This is a genomic window from Streptococcus suis, assembly GCA_002831545.1.
In the GTDB taxonomy this organism is placed as follows: domain Bacteria; phylum Bacillota; class Bacilli; order Lactobacillales; family Streptococcaceae; genus Streptococcus; species Streptococcus suis_P.
In genome coordinates, this window is sequence record CP025095.1 from 29,395 (window position 1) to 43,218 (window position 13,824).

A 13,824-nucleotide genomic window follows, 5' to 3' on the forward strand; every position below is an offset into this window, starting at 1 on the left:
CCATTTTTCTCTAAAAACAGTAAAAAAGACAAACACCAAAACGATGTTTGTCTGCAATCTGAGAAGAGTCAAATGACTCTTCTTTTTTACATTTATTTTCAAAATGTATTATAATAGTTTTATATGTTTTTGAGGTGGCAGAATGGATTTATTAAATCGTTTTAATAAGAATTTGAATCGGATTGAGGTTTCGATGATTCGTCAGTTTGATCAGTCTATTTCGGATGTTCCCGGGATTTTGAAACTAACATTGGGAGAGCCTGATTTTACAACGCCTGACCATGTTAAAGAAGCGGCTAAGGCTGCTATCGATGCTAACAAGAGTTATTATACTGGAATGGCTGGTCTTTTGGAGTTGCGTCAGGCAGCAGCTGAGTTTGTGGCTGAAAAATATAATTTACACTACAATCCAGAAAATGAAATCCTCTCTACAATCGGTGCGACAGAAGCTCTGTCAGCGAGTTTAGTTGCTATTTTGGAGGCTGGGGATACAGTTCTTCTGCCTGCCCCTGCCTATCCTGGTTATGAACCGATTGTCAATATGGTGGGAGCAGATATCGTTGAAATCGATACGACGGCAAATGATTTTGTGTTGACACCTGAGATGTTGGAAGAGGCGATTATTGAGCAGGGGGATAAGCTAAAAGCTGTCATTCTCAACTATCCTGCCAATCCAACAGGTGTTACCTACTCACGTGAGCAGATTCAGGCTTTTGCGGATGTCTTGCGTAAGTATCCTGTCTTTGTCCTATCAGATGAGGTATATGCGGAGTTGACTTACACTGGTCAGCCTCATACTTCGATTGCGGAGTTTTTGCCAGAACAGACCATTTTGATTCAGGGATTGTCCAAGTCTCATGCCATGACAGGTTGGCGGATTGGCTTGATTATGAGTCAGGCTCCCATCATCGCTCAAATTATCAAGAGCCACCAGTATCTTGTGACAGCGGCGTCAACTGCTATGCAGTATGGTGCGGTTGAGGCCTTGAAAAACGGTAAGGATGACGCTCTTCCGATGCGGGCGGAGTACGTCAAGCGTAGGGATTACATCATCGAGAAGATGGCGGACTTGGGCTTTAAAATTATCAAGCCTGATGGAGCATTTTACATCTTTGCAAAAATTCCTGCGGGTTACAATCAAGATTCCTTTAGCTTCTTGCAGGACTTTGCGAGGAAGAAAGCAGTGGCCTTTATTCCAGGTGCGGCCTTTGGTCAGTATGGTGAGGGCTATGTGCGGATTTCCTATGCAGCAAGTATGGAGACCATTCAGACGGCTATGGCTCGCTTGAAAGAGTATCTAGAAGAAAATGGAACGAATTGAAACCAGAGGATTAGTCCTTTATAATCGGAATTTTCGGGAAGATGATAAGCTGGTCAAGATTTTTACGGAGAAGGCTGGCAAGCGAATGTTTTTCGTGAAACATGCCTCTAAGTCCAAGCTGGTAGCTTCTATCCAGCCTTTGACCTACGCGGATTTTATCGTTAAAATCAATGATGATGGTCTGTCTTATATCGAAGATTTTCATCAGGTACAGCCCTTTAAGAATATTAACGGTGATATTTTCAAGCTTAGCTATGCTACCTATATCTTGGCCTTGGCCGATGCGGCCTTGCAGGACAAGGTCTATGACCCAGCTCTCTTTGCTTTTTTGGTCAAGACCTTGGACTTGATGGAGTCAGGTTTGGACTACGAAGTTCTGACCAATATCTTTGAAATTCAGCTCTTGGGTCGATTTGGGATCAGTCTGAATTTTCACGAGTGTGCTTTTTGTCATCGGGTTGGTCTGCCTTTTGATTATTCTTACAAGTATAGCGGTGTCTTGTGTCCGCAACACTATCAACAAGATGAGCGACGGGCTTATCTGGACCCTAATGTTCCCTATCTACTTGATCAATTTCAGGCTATTTCCTTTGATGAGCTAGAAACCATTTCCATCAAGCCTGAGATGAAGCGAAAATTACGGCTTTTTATTGACCAGTTGTACGAGGAATATGTGGGGATTCACTTGAAATCAAAGAAATTTATAGATGATTTGTCTTCTTGGGGGCAGATTATGAAACCAAGAACAGAAAATGAGGAAACAGAATGAAACGTATTGCAGTAGATGCTATGGGTGGGGACCACGCCCCTCAGGCAGTGGTAGAAGGTGTCAATCAAGCCTTGGCTGCCTTTCCAGACATTGACATTCAACTTTATGGTGATGAGGCTAAAATCAAGCAGTATTTGACAGCGACAGAGCGTGTCAGCATCGTCCATACGACGGAGAAAATCAATTCAGATGATGAGCCTGTCAAGGCGATTCGTCGGAAAAAAGAGGCTTCGATGGTCCTAGCGACCAAGGCTGTCAAGGATGGTCAGGCAGATGCGGTCTTATCGGCTGGAAATACAGGGGCTCTGTTGGCGGCAGGCGTCTTTGTCGTCGGTCGCATCAAGAACATCGACCGTCCAGGTCTTATGTCCACTCTTCCTACTATGGACGGTAAGGGATTTGATATGATGGATTTGGGGGCAAATGCTGAAAATACAGCCCATCACCTCTATCAGTATGGTATTCTTGGCTCATTTTACGCGGAGCACGTGCGTGGTGTCAAACAACCTCGTGTGGGACTTTTGAACAACGGTACGGAAGATACCAAGGGCACGCCAGTTCACCAAGAAGCCTATAAACTCTTGGCGGAAGACAAGTCAATCAACTTTATCGGCAATGTGGAGGCGCGTGAGTTGCTCAACAGCGTGGCGGATGTGGTTGTGACGGATGGTTTCACGGGAAACGCTGTGCTGAAAACCATTGAGGGAACTGCAAAATCCATCGTTGCCCAGTTGACAGGCTCTATCAAAAATGGCGGTCTGCGTGCTAAATTGGGTGGTTTGTTAGTCAAGCCGACTCTTAAAAAGGCATTGGGGGCTATGGATTATAAAACAGCAGGTGGTGCTGTTTTGCTTGGTCTGAAAGCACCTGTCATCAAGGCTCACGGCTCTAGCGATGCCCAGGCGATTTTCTATACCATCAAGCAGACGCGTTCTATCTTGGAGGCTGGCATTGTTGAAAAATCGGTGGAGAAATTTTCAGTAGTGGAGGAGAGTCATGACTAGAGAGCAGGTCTATCAGCGGGTTGTTGAATTGATTCAAGATGAAAAGGGTGAGGATTTTAAAGTTCAACCTGAGTCGACTTTGGCTGATAATATCGCAGCGGATTCGGTGGAAATCATGGAATTTGTTTTGACTTTGGAAGACGAGTTTGGTGTCGATATTCCTGATGCGGCCATTGAACGCTTTGAAACCCTATCTGATATTGTGGATTTTATTTATGAAGAATTACAGAAACGTTCGTAGTTTACGGGCGTTTTTCTTTATTTTTTTACAAAATACCGTTAAATACTTTTTTACACGAATGTTATGTGATAGAATAAACGAAAAGACTAGAATATTTTATGAAAGGCGAACATTTTAATGAAAACAGACCTTCTCTATTTAGGAAAAGCCAAAGACATCTACGCTACGGCTGACAGCGACCAGATTGTTGCAGTTTACAAGGACCAGGCAACGGCTTTTAATGGTGGCAAGAAAGAACAGATTACTGGCAAGGGGCGACTTAATAATCTGATTTCCTCTTTGATTTTTGAAAAGTTGAATGAAGCGGGAGTCAAGACGCATTTTATCAAGCACTTGTCGGATACGGAGCAGTTGAATAAGAAGGTGGAGATTATTCCTCTCGAGGTTGTTTTGCGAAATGTGACAGCTGGGTCTTTCTCAAAACGCTTTGGGGTGGAAGAAGGGATTGCCTTATCTACTCCTATCGTGGAATTTTACTATAAAAAAGATGAGTTGGACGATCCTTTTATCAACGATGAACACATTGCCTTTCTAGAACTGGCTAGTCAGGACCAAATCGCCTATATCAAGGAAGAAACAAGACGAATCAATGGGTTCTTGAAGGACTTGTTTGCTCAGATTGGGCTGAATTTGGTGGATTTCAAGCTAGAATTTGGGGTTGATTCGTCTGGTCAGATTTTATTGGCGGATGAGTTTTCTCCTGATAATTGTCGTTTGTGGGATGCGGATGGCAACCATCTCGACAAGGATGTTTTCCGTCGGGGTCTCGGGGAGTTGACCGAGGTTTACGAGGTCGTATTGGCAAAGTTACAAGAAGTGAAATAAGGATTGGAAGATATGGCGAAGCGGATTTTTGTTGAGAAGAAGGCGGATTTTCAGATTAAGGCGGAGGCTCTTCGTAAGGAGTTGACTCATAATTTACAGTTGACAAGTTTGACGAGTGTACGTCTGGTGCAGGTTTATGATGTCTTCCATCTGGAGGATGACTTGCTGGAGCAAGCTATTAAGCATATCTTTACCGAGCAGGTGACGGACAAGGTCTTGTCGGAAGCTGAGCTTGATTTGGAGGAGGTTGCTTATTTTGCGATTGAGGCTCTTCCTGGGCAGTTTGACCAGCGGGCTGCCAGCAGTCAGGAGGCCCTTCTCTTATTGGGCAGTCGTCAGGAGGTGCGTGTCAATACAGGTCAGCTCTATATCTTGAATGGCGATGTGCAGGAAGAAGAGTTAGCTGCTATCAAGAACTATTTGCTGAATCCTGTGGATTCGCGTTTCAAGGATTTGGATGCTCCTTTGGTGGCTCAGGAGTTTTCGGTGTCAGATACTGTCATTCCAAGCTTGGACTTGTTTGATAGCTACGGGGCAAAGGAATTTGCGTCTTACAAGCGTGAGGCTGGTTTGGCCATGGAAGTGGAAGACCTGCTCTTCATTCAGGATTACTTCAAGTCAATTGGTCGAGTGCCAACTGAGACAGAACTCAAGGTCTTGGATACTTACTGGAGTGACCACTGCCGCCATACGACATTTGAGACAGAACTTAGGTCTATTGATTTTTCAGCTTCAAAATTCCACAAGCAACTGCAGGCGACTTATGACAAGTATCTGGCAATGCGGACAGAATTAGGTCGAACAGACAAGCCTCAGACTTTGATGGATATGGCGACCATTTTTGGTCGCTATGAGCGAGCAAATGGTCGTCTGGATGACATGGAAGTGTCAGATGAAATCAATGCCTGCTCGGTAGAAATCGAAGTGGATGTGGATGGCGTGAAAGAGCCGTGGCTCCTCATGTTCAAGAATGAAACCCATAACCACCCAACAGAAATCGAACCTTTCGGTGGTGCCGCAACCTGTATCGGCGGAGCCATTCGTGATCCTTTGTCAGGTCGTTCCTATGTTTATCAGGCCATGCGAATTTCAGGTGCGGGCGATATTACCCAACCTCTGACGGCTACTCGCTCAGGGAAATTGCCACAGCAAATCATTTCAAAAACAGCGGCACATGGTTATTCTTCTTATGGAAATCAAATCGGTCTTGCGACCACTTATGTGCGTGAATATTTCCACCCAGGTTTTGTCGCAAAACGCATGGAACTAGGTGCCGTTGTTGGTGCTGCTCCAAAGGAAAATGTGGTCCGTGAAAAACCAGTCGCAGGCGATGTGGTCATCTTGTTAGGAGGCAAAACAGGTCGCGACGGTATCGGTGGGGCAACAGGATCGTCCAAGGTACAGACAGTCGAGTCTGTGGAAACGGCTGGTGCGGAAGTCCAAAAAGGAAATGCTATTGAAGAACGTAAAATTCAGCGTTTGTTCCGCAATGGTACCGTTACTCGCCTCATTAAAAAATCCAATGACTTCGGTGCAGGCGGTGTCTGCGTAGCCATTGGTGAATTGGCGGACGGCTTGGAAATTGACTTGGACAAGGTTCCACTCAAGTATGCAGGCTTGAACGGAACGGAAATCGCCATTTCTGAATCGCAAGAGCGGATGAGTGTCGTTATCCGTCCTCAAGATGTCGATACCTTCATCGCAGCCTGCCGTCAGGAAAATATCCATGCGGTTGTTGTAGCCAAAGTGACTGAAAAACCAAATCTAGTCATGACTTGGAATGGTCAAACCATTGTTGATTTGGAACGTTCTTTCCTTGATACAAATGGTGTTCGTGTAGTAGTTGATGCAAAAGTAGTTGACAATGCTGTCAACTTGCCGGAAACACGTACAACATCTGCTGAAACGCTACAAGAGGACTTGAAAGACCTTCTATCAGACCTCAACCATGCTAGTCAAAAAGGTTTGCAGACTATCTTTGACTCATCTGTTGGTCGCTCAACGGTCAACCACCCACTCGGAGGTCGTCACCAATTGACACCGACAGAAAGTTCGGTGCAGAAACTACCTGTCCAACAGGGTGTGACGACAACGGCATCCGTCATGGCTCAGGGTTACCATCCTTATCTGGCAGACTGGTCCCCTTACCACGGGGCTGCCTATGCGGTCATCGAAGCAACGGCTCGCTTGGTGGCAACAGGGGCTAACTGGTCCAAGGCTCGCTTCTCCTATCAGGAGTATTTCCAGCGGATGGACAAGCAGGCAGAGCGTTTCGGTCAGCCAGTAGCGGCACTTCTGGGCTCTATCGAGGCTCAGATTCAGCTCGGTTTGCCGTCTATCGGTGGTAAGGACTCTATGTCTGGTACCTTTGAGGACTTGACAGTTCCGCCGACCTTGGTTGCCTTTGGTGTGACAACAGCAGACAGCCGCAAGGTTCTCTCACCTGAGTTCAAGGCGGCTGGCGAGCACATTTACTACTTACCAGGTCAGATTTTATCAGAAGATATTGATTTTGCCTTGATCAAGTCTAATTTTGAGACTTTTGAAAAATGGCAAAGCGATTATGTGATTACGGCTGCTAGTGCAGTCAAGTATGGTGGTGTTCTAGAAAGCCTAGCCCTCATGTCCTTTGGTAACCAAATCGGTGCAGAAATCGAGCTTGCTGACCTTGAAACCAGCTTGACAGGTCAGCTTGGCGGCTTTATCTTCACATCGCAAGAAGACATTCCAGATGCTGTGAAAATCGGTCAAACTACTACAGACTTTACACTGGTTGTCAATGGTGTCAACTTAGCTGGACAGGAACTACAAGCTGCCTTTGAAGGCAAACTAGAAGAAGTTTACCCAACAGAATTTGAACAGGCTACAGACTTACAGGATGTTCCTGCAATTACCAGTTCAGCAGTTATACAAGCCAAGGAAAGAGTTGATGTTCCGCTTGTTTACATCCCAGTCTTTCCAGGAACCAACTCAGAATATGATTCTGCCAAGGCCTTTGAACAGGCTGGTGCAAAAGTCAATCTTGTTCCATTTGTGACTTTAGATGCAGCAAGCATTGAAAACTCGGTTGACACCATGGTTGACAATATTGACAAGGCTAATATTCTATTCTTTGCAGGTGGATTCTCCGCTGCGGATGAGCCAGACGGGTCTGCTAAGTTTATCGTGACCATCTTACGAAATGCTAAGGTCCGCTCTGCTATTGACCAATTTATCGAAAAAGGTGGCCTCATCATCGGTATCTGTAACGGTTTCCAAGCTCTTGTCAAATCGGGCTTGCTACCTTATGGAAACTTTGAGGAGGCGGGAGAAAGCAGTCCGACTCTCTTTTATAACGATGCTAACCAACACGTTGCCAAAATGGTGGAAACGCGGATTGCCAATGTCAATTCACCGTGGTTAGCAGGTGTCCAAGTCGGTGATATCCATGCTACTCCAGTTTCTCACGGGGAAGGGAAATTCGTGGTGACGGACGAGGAGTTCGCTACCTTGCGTGACAGTGGGCAGATTTTCAGCCAATACGTTGACTTTGCAGGTCAGCCGAGCATGGACTCTAAGTACAATCCAAATGGTTCTAGCCATGCCATTGAGGGCATTACCAGTCGCAACGGACAAATCATCGGGAAAATGGGGCATTCGGAGCGTTACGAGGACGGTCTTTTCCAAAACATTCCAGGTAAGAAAGACCAAGGGCTCTTTGTCTCAGCAGTTCGCTATTTTACAGGAAAATAACTATGACATACGAAGTTAAATCACTCAACGAAGAATGCGGTGTTTTCGGCATTTGGGGACATCCGCAGGCTGCTCAGGTGACCTATTTTGGCCTCCACAGTTTGCAGCACCGTGGGCAAGAAGGAGCAGGGATTTTAGCCAATGATGGCGGACAGTTGCGTCGCCATCGCGGAACAGGCCTGATTGCAGAAGTCTTCAAAAATCCAGCAGATTTAGAAGCCTTGACAGGAACGGCTGCTATTGGTCATGTTCGTTATGCAACCTCAGGTTCAGCATCTATCCATAATATCCAGCCCTTTCTCTTTGATTTTTCAGATATGCAGGTGGGTTTGGCACATAATGGAAATTTGACCAATGCAGTCAGTTTGAAGGCTGAACTTGAAAAAAATGGTTCCATTTTCTCTTCTTCTTCTGATACAGAAATCCTCATGCATTTGATTCGCCGTAGTCACAATCCGGATTTCATAGGAAAAATTAAGGAAGCTCTTAACACTGTCAAGGGTGGCTTTGCATACTTGATTATGTTGGAAGACAAATTGGTTGCAGCTCTAGACCCTAATGGTTTCCGTCCACTTTCAATAGGCAAAATGAAAAATGGTGCCTGGGTAGTTGCCAGCGAAACTTGTGCTTTTGAAGTAGTGGGGGCTGACTGGGTGCGAGATGTGGAGCCTGGTGAAATTGTCGTCATTGATGATTCAGGAATTCAATATGATAGCTATACAAGAGATACGCAACTGGCTGTTTGCTCTATGGAGTATGTCTATTTTGCCCGACCGGACTCGGTTATTCATGGTGTCAATGTCCACACGGCTCGTAAAAATATGGGTCGTCGTTTGGCCCAGGAATTTCAACATGAAGCGGATATCGTGGTTGGTGTGCCAAACTCCTCCCTATCTGCGGCTATGGGATTTGCAGAGGAATCTGGTTTGCCAAATGAAATGGGGCTAATTAAAAACCAATATACCCAGCGGACCTTTATTCAACCAACCCAGGAATTGCGGGAGCAGGGTGTGCGCATGAAGTTGTCAGCTGTTTCAAGTGTTGTCAAAGGCAAGCGCGTGGTCATGATTGACGACTCTATTGTTCGCGGTACAACTAGCCGCCGCATTGTCCAGCTTCTTCGTGATGCAGGGGCAAAAGAAGTCCATGTGGCTATCGGCAGCCCAGAACTCAAGTACCCGTGTTTCTATGGAATTGATATTCAGACCCGTCGGGAGCTGATTTCAGCCAATCATACGGTTGAAGAAGTCTGTGAGATCATCGGGGCAGACAGTCTGACCTACCTTTCTCTTGAGGGGATGATTGAAGCCATCGGCATCGAAACCGATGCGCCAAAAGGCGGGCTCTGTGTAGCCTACTTTGACGGCGAATTTCCAACCCCTCTTTATGACTATGAGGAAGAATATCTCCGTAGCCTAGAAGAGAAAACGAGTTTCTACATTGAAAATGTCAAGTAAAGACAGAGGTGTCAACGTTACTTGACAGACCTGTAAACTGTTGAAAGGAATCAAAATGACAAATAAAAATGCCTACGCCCAATCGGGCGTTGACGTCGAAGCGGGATATGAAGTTGTCGAACGCATCAAGAAGCATGTGGCTCGGACAGAACGCTTGGGTGTTATGGGAGCCCTCGGTGGTTTTGGCGGGATGTTTGATCTAACCAAACTGGATGTCAAAGAGCCAGTCTTGGTATCAGGAACAGACGGCGTGGGAACCAAGCTCATGCTAGCGATCCAGTACGACAAGCACGACACCATTGGTCAGGACTGCGTGGCCATGTGTGTCAACGACATCATTGCAGCGGGTGCGGAGCCACTTTACTTCCTTGACTACATTGCGACTGGAAAAAATGAGCCAGCCAAGCTGGAGCAGGTGGTTGCAGGTGTTGCGGAAGGCTGTGTCCAGGCTGGTTGCGGCTTGATTGGCGGTGAAACGGCTGAAATGCCTGGTATGTACGGCAAGGATGACTATGACCTGGCTGGTTTTGCTGTCGGTATTGCGGAGAAGTCCCAGATCATCGACGGTAGCACGGTCCAGGAGGGCGACATTCTTCTTGGTTTGGCCTCAAGCGGTATCCACTCCAACGGCTATTCCCTTGTCCGTCGCGTGTTTGCGGATGTTTCTGGGGACGCTCTGTTGCCAGAGCTCAATGGCAGAGCTCTGAAGGATGTTCTCTTAGAGCCGACCCGTATCTATGTCCAGCAGGTATTGCCTCTGGTAAAAGCAGGCCTAGTCAACGGCATTGCCCACATCACAGGCGGCGGCTTCATCGAAAATATTCCCCGTATGTTTGCGGACAACCTAGCCGCTGAGATTGAAGAAGACAAGATTCCAGTCCTTCCAATCTTTACAGCCCTTGAAAAATACGGAAAGATCAAACATGAAGAAATGTTTGAAATCTTCAATATGGGAATCGGATTGGTCCTGGCAGTCAGTCCAGACAAGGTTGACAGTGTCTGTCAACTAGTTGACGAGGAAGTTTACACTATCGGCCGCGTTATCACTAAGGAAGATAAGAGTGTAGTCATCAAATGAAACGAATAGCAGTGTTTGCATCAGGCAACGGCTCCAATTTCCAAGTCATCGCAAAACAGTTTGAAGTGGTTTTTGTCTTTTCAGACTGCAGAAACGCCTATGTCTTGGAACGAGCTGAAAAACTAGGTGTACCAACCTTTACTTTTGAACTCAAAGAGTTTTCAGATAAGCAGGCCTACGAAGAAGCACTCATCCAACTCTTAGACCAGCATCAGATTGACTTGGTGATCTTGGCAGGCTATATGAAGATTGTGGGACCAACCCTGCTGGCTCAGTACGAAGGTCGTATCATTAATATCCACCCAGCCTACTTGCCGGAATTTCCAGGTGCTCATGGGATTGAAGATGCCTGGCAGGCTGGTGTATCTGAAAGTGGCGTAACAGTCCACTGGGTGGATAGTGGTATTGACACAGGACAAATTATTCAGCAAGTTCGAGTGCCTAGACTAGCCGATGATACCTTGGAAACCTTTGAAGCAAGAATACATGAAGCGGAGTACCAACTCTATCCAGCGGTTTTGGAGGAGTTTGGGGCGAAAAGAAGAGTGTTATGATAAAGAAAGTCATTTCATTTATTTTGGTATTTGTTTTGGCAGCTCTGCTGTTTAATAGCCTTATTTTTGTAAACTTAGAAAATCCAGCCCGTTTGATTCTGGCTTATGGTCTATCCTTGATTTTATCAGGATTCCTCATGACCCAAATCAAGTAGTTCTGGTAAGGAAAAGGAGAAAATATGACAAAACGCGCACTGATTAGCGTATCAGATAAGAATGGCATCGTAGAACTTGCCCAAGAATTGACGAAACTTGGTTGGGAGATTATCTCAACTGGCGGTACCAAGGCAGCCTTGGATCAGGCTGGAGTGACTACTATTGCCATAGACGATGTGACCGGTTTTCCTGAGATGATGGACGGCCGTGTCAAGACCCTGCACCCCAAAATCCACGGGGGTTTGCTGGCTCGTCGGGATTTGGACAGCCACTTGCAAGCAGCCAACGACCATGAAATTGGCCTGATTGACTTGGTGGTGGTAAATCTTTATCCCTTCAAAGAGACTATTTTGCGTTCAGATGTGACCTACGACTTGGCGGTGGAGAACATCGACATCGGCGGACCGTCTATGCTTCGTTCAGCAGCCAAAAACCACGCTAGCGTAACCGTTGTGGTGGATCCAGCAGATTATCCGACGGTTTTAGGGGAAATAGCAGAGCAGGGTCAGACGACCTACCCAACGCGTCAGCGGTTGGCAGCTAAGGTTTTCCGTCATACCGCAGCTTATGATGCCCTAATAGCAGATTATTTTACCAAGCAGGTAGGCGAAGATAAGCCTGAAAAATTAACGATTACTTATGATCTTAATCAGCCCATGCGTTACGGAGAAAATCCTCAGCAACATGCGGATTTCTACCAAAATGCCCTTCCGACAGCTTACTCGATTGCAGCTGCTAAACAGCTAAACGGTAAGGAGCTGTCTTTCAATAACATTCGTGATGCGGATGCGGCTATCCGTATTATCCGTGATTTCAAGGACCGTCCAACTGTTGTGGCTCTCAAACACATGAACCCTTGCGGTATCGGACAGGCAGAGACTATTGAGCAGGCTTGGGATTATGCCCATGAGGCTGACCCAGTATCCATTTTCGGAGGCATCGTCGTGCTGAACAGAGAAGTGGATGCTGCGACGGCTGAAAAGATGCACCCGATTTTCTTAGAAATCATCATCGCACCGAGTTACTCGGCAGAAGCGCTAGCTATTTTGACCAATAAAAAGAAAAATCTTCGGATTTTGGAGTTGGTCTTTGACGCACAGGATGCAAGCGAAGTGGAAAAAGAGTTCACAGGCGTTGTCGGCGGGCTTTTGGTGCAGGATCAGGACGTGGTGGTGGAAAGCCCAGAGGACTGGCAGGTGGTGACCGAGCGTCAACCGTCCGAGCAAGAGTGGACAGCTATGGAGTTCGCTTGGAAGTCCTCCAAGTATGTCAAGTCCAACGGCATCATTATCACCAATGACAAGATGACCTTGGGCGTGGGACCGGGGCAAACCAACCGCGTGGCGTCCGTCCGTATCGCTATCGAGCAAGCCAAGGAGCGTTTGGATGGAGCCGTATTGGCGTCGGATGCCTTCTTCCCATTTGCAGATAACGTGGAAGAAATTGCAGCCGCAGGTATCAAGGCTATTATCCAGCCGGGTGGCTCTGTCCGTGACCAAGACTCCATTGACATGGCCAACAAGTACGGCTTGACCATGGTCTTTACGGGTGTAAGACATTTTAGACATTGAGAGACTATATCTAGAGACTGGGAAAAACTGAGATAGGCTTCCTTCTAATGAGCATGAATCTTACGAAATTGGCTAAGAAATTAGTCCAAGAGAGTATAAACAGAAAGAAAAACACAGACAGTTTGGCTGAATTTCATCTGAAGCAGCTCAATTTGTCTGTGTATTTTTTAGTTATTGGCTAGTTTTTACCCAGCCTCGCTTCAATGACTGAAATGTTTATTGAAGAAGAGAAATTAGATTTACTTCAAGAGTTTGTCAAAGACCAAAAAATCAGAGATTATCATATTACAGATGCCAGTTTAGCGGATATATTATTATTGGATAAGGAGACATCAAGGTGAATGTATTAGCTTATACAATAGCAGAATTTAGGAGACGAAAATCATATAGGGTGAGTACTATTTTGACAATTCTTGGTGCCTTTTTGGTTGTAGCCATTCAGATTTCGGTTTGGACCAGTGTAGTCACTGAAAACACATCATCTCAACTCGTTCTATATGCAGTAATTTCTAGGATGATGTTCATTCTTTTTCCAGATCATCGTACCGCCTCCATTATTTCAGAGATGATTCAAAAAGGTGATACGGCAGTCTATTTTTTAAGACCCCATAGTTTTATGGGGATGCATTTTTTTAGACAAGTAGGTTCATTTGTTTATGATTTGATTTTTGTAGTCACTCCCTTGACGTTTGCTCTTGTCTTTTATTCATTCGTTACAGGAATATCTCTTGTTCCTGAAATGGTGCTATCATTTATCATGTCGGCTCTATTAGGTCTATTGATTTCGTTTTTATTTGGCTATCTCTTGGGGCTTTTATCTATCCGTTTTAATCAGATTTTAGGTGTTTTAGAATTTTACGATGCCTTGTTGATGCTTTTTGGTGGATCAGTATTACCTATTAGCTTTTTTCCAGAAATGTTGCAAAAACTTATTGTTTTAACTCCTTTCTATGCTATGTTATCAGTTCCTTCATCTATTTTATCGGCTTTATTACCAGCTCAATATGTTTTAAACCAATTGTGCTTACAGATGTTTTGGGTTCTCCTTCTGGCTTTATTTATTTCTATGTATCAGAAGAAGCTATTTAAAGTGATGAACTATTATGGAGGTTAGTG

12 protein-coding genes are annotated in these 13,824 nt (G+C 45.5%); all 12 read left to right on the forward strand.

Translation table 11 applies throughout. From position 1 onward, the window contains the following. The first annotated feature begins 142 nt into the window (after positions 1-142). The 12 genes from CWM22_00215 to CWM22_00270 all read left to right on the forward strand — a co-directional run bounded on the left by CWM22_00215 (position 143) and on the right by CWM22_00270 (position 13,822). Positions 143-1,321, forward strand: a complete 1,179-nt coding sequence (locus CWM22_00215; GenBank protein AUC90474.1) for an aromatic amino acid aminotransferase — start codon at positions 143-145, stop codon at positions 1,319-1,321. Further along, positions 1,308-2,090, forward strand: a complete 783-nt coding sequence (locus tag CWM22_00220; protein ID AUC90475.1) for a DNA repair protein RecO — start codon at positions 1,308-1,310, stop codon at positions 2,088-2,090. Before CWM22_00215 ends, CWM22_00220 begins: the two co-directional genes overlap by 14 nt. Then, on the forward strand, positions 2,087-3,094 hold the full coding sequence (locus tag CWM22_00225; GenBank protein ID AUC90476.1) for a phosphate acyltransferase PlsX: 1,008 nt from the start codon (positions 2,087-2,089) through the stop codon (positions 3,092-3,094). The genes CWM22_00220 and CWM22_00225 overlap by 4 nt, the downstream gene beginning before the upstream one ends. After that, the gene (locus CWM22_00230) at positions 3,087-3,335 is read left to right on the forward strand and encodes an acyl carrier protein (GenBank protein AUC90477.1); all 249 of its coding nucleotides are present in this window, start codon (positions 3,087-3,089) and stop codon (positions 3,333-3,335) included. The genes CWM22_00225 and CWM22_00230 overlap by 8 nt, the downstream gene beginning before the upstream one ends. A 117-nt stretch (positions 3,336-3,452) precedes the next feature. After that, the gene (locus CWM22_00235; protein AUC90478.1) at positions 3,453-4,160 is read left to right on the forward strand and encodes a phosphoribosylaminoimidazolesuccinocarboxamide synthase; all 708 of its coding nucleotides are present in this window, start codon (positions 3,453-3,455) and stop codon (positions 4,158-4,160) included. 12 nt (positions 4,161-4,172) lie between these two features. Further along, positions 4,173-7,892 (forward strand): phosphoribosylformylglycinamidine synthase, encoded by a 3,720-nt coding sequence (locus CWM22_00240; GenBank protein AUC90479.1) that lies wholly within the window; start codon positions 4,173-4,175, stop codon positions 7,890-7,892. A gap of 2 nt (positions 7,893-7,894) precedes the next feature. Beyond that, on the forward strand, positions 7,895-9,349 hold the full coding sequence (locus CWM22_00245) for an amidophosphoribosyltransferase (protein ID AUC90480.1): 1,455 nt from the start codon (positions 7,895-7,897) through the stop codon (positions 9,347-9,349). A gap of 55 nt (positions 9,350-9,404) precedes the next feature. Beyond that, complete coding sequence (locus CWM22_00250; protein AUC90481.1) at positions 9,405-10,427, forward strand: phosphoribosylformylglycinamidine cyclo-ligase; 1,023 nt, start codon at positions 9,405-9,407, stop codon at positions 10,425-10,427. After that, positions 10,424-10,981 carry a phosphoribosylglycinamide formyltransferase gene (locus tag CWM22_00255; GenBank protein AUC90482.1) on the forward strand — a complete coding sequence of 186 codons (558 nt, stop codon included), beginning with the start codon at positions 10,424-10,426 and terminating at the stop codon, positions 10,979-10,981. The genes CWM22_00250 and CWM22_00255 overlap by 4 nt, the downstream gene beginning before the upstream one ends. Next, entirely contained in the window at positions 10,978-11,136 is a 159-nt protein-coding gene (locus CWM22_00260; GenBank protein ID AUC90483.1) for a phosphoribosylaminoimidazolecarboxamide formyltransferase, read from the forward strand. The genes CWM22_00255 and CWM22_00260 overlap by 4 nt, the downstream gene beginning before the upstream one ends. Positions 11,137-11,160: 24 nt before the next feature. After that, positions 11,161-12,708, forward strand: coding sequence for a bifunctional phosphoribosylaminoimidazolecarboxamide formyltransferase/IMP cyclohydrolase PurH (locus tag CWM22_00265; protein ID AUC90484.1), 1,548 nt, complete (start codon positions 11,161-11,163; stop codon positions 12,706-12,708). A 391-nt stretch (positions 12,709-13,099) separates the two neighbouring features. Next, positions 13,100-13,822 carry a hypothetical protein gene (locus CWM22_00270; protein ID AUC90485.1) on the forward strand — a complete coding sequence of 241 codons (723 nt, stop codon included), beginning with the start codon at positions 13,100-13,102 and terminating at the stop codon, positions 13,820-13,822. The last annotated feature ends 2 nt before the right edge of the window (positions 13,823-13,824 follow it).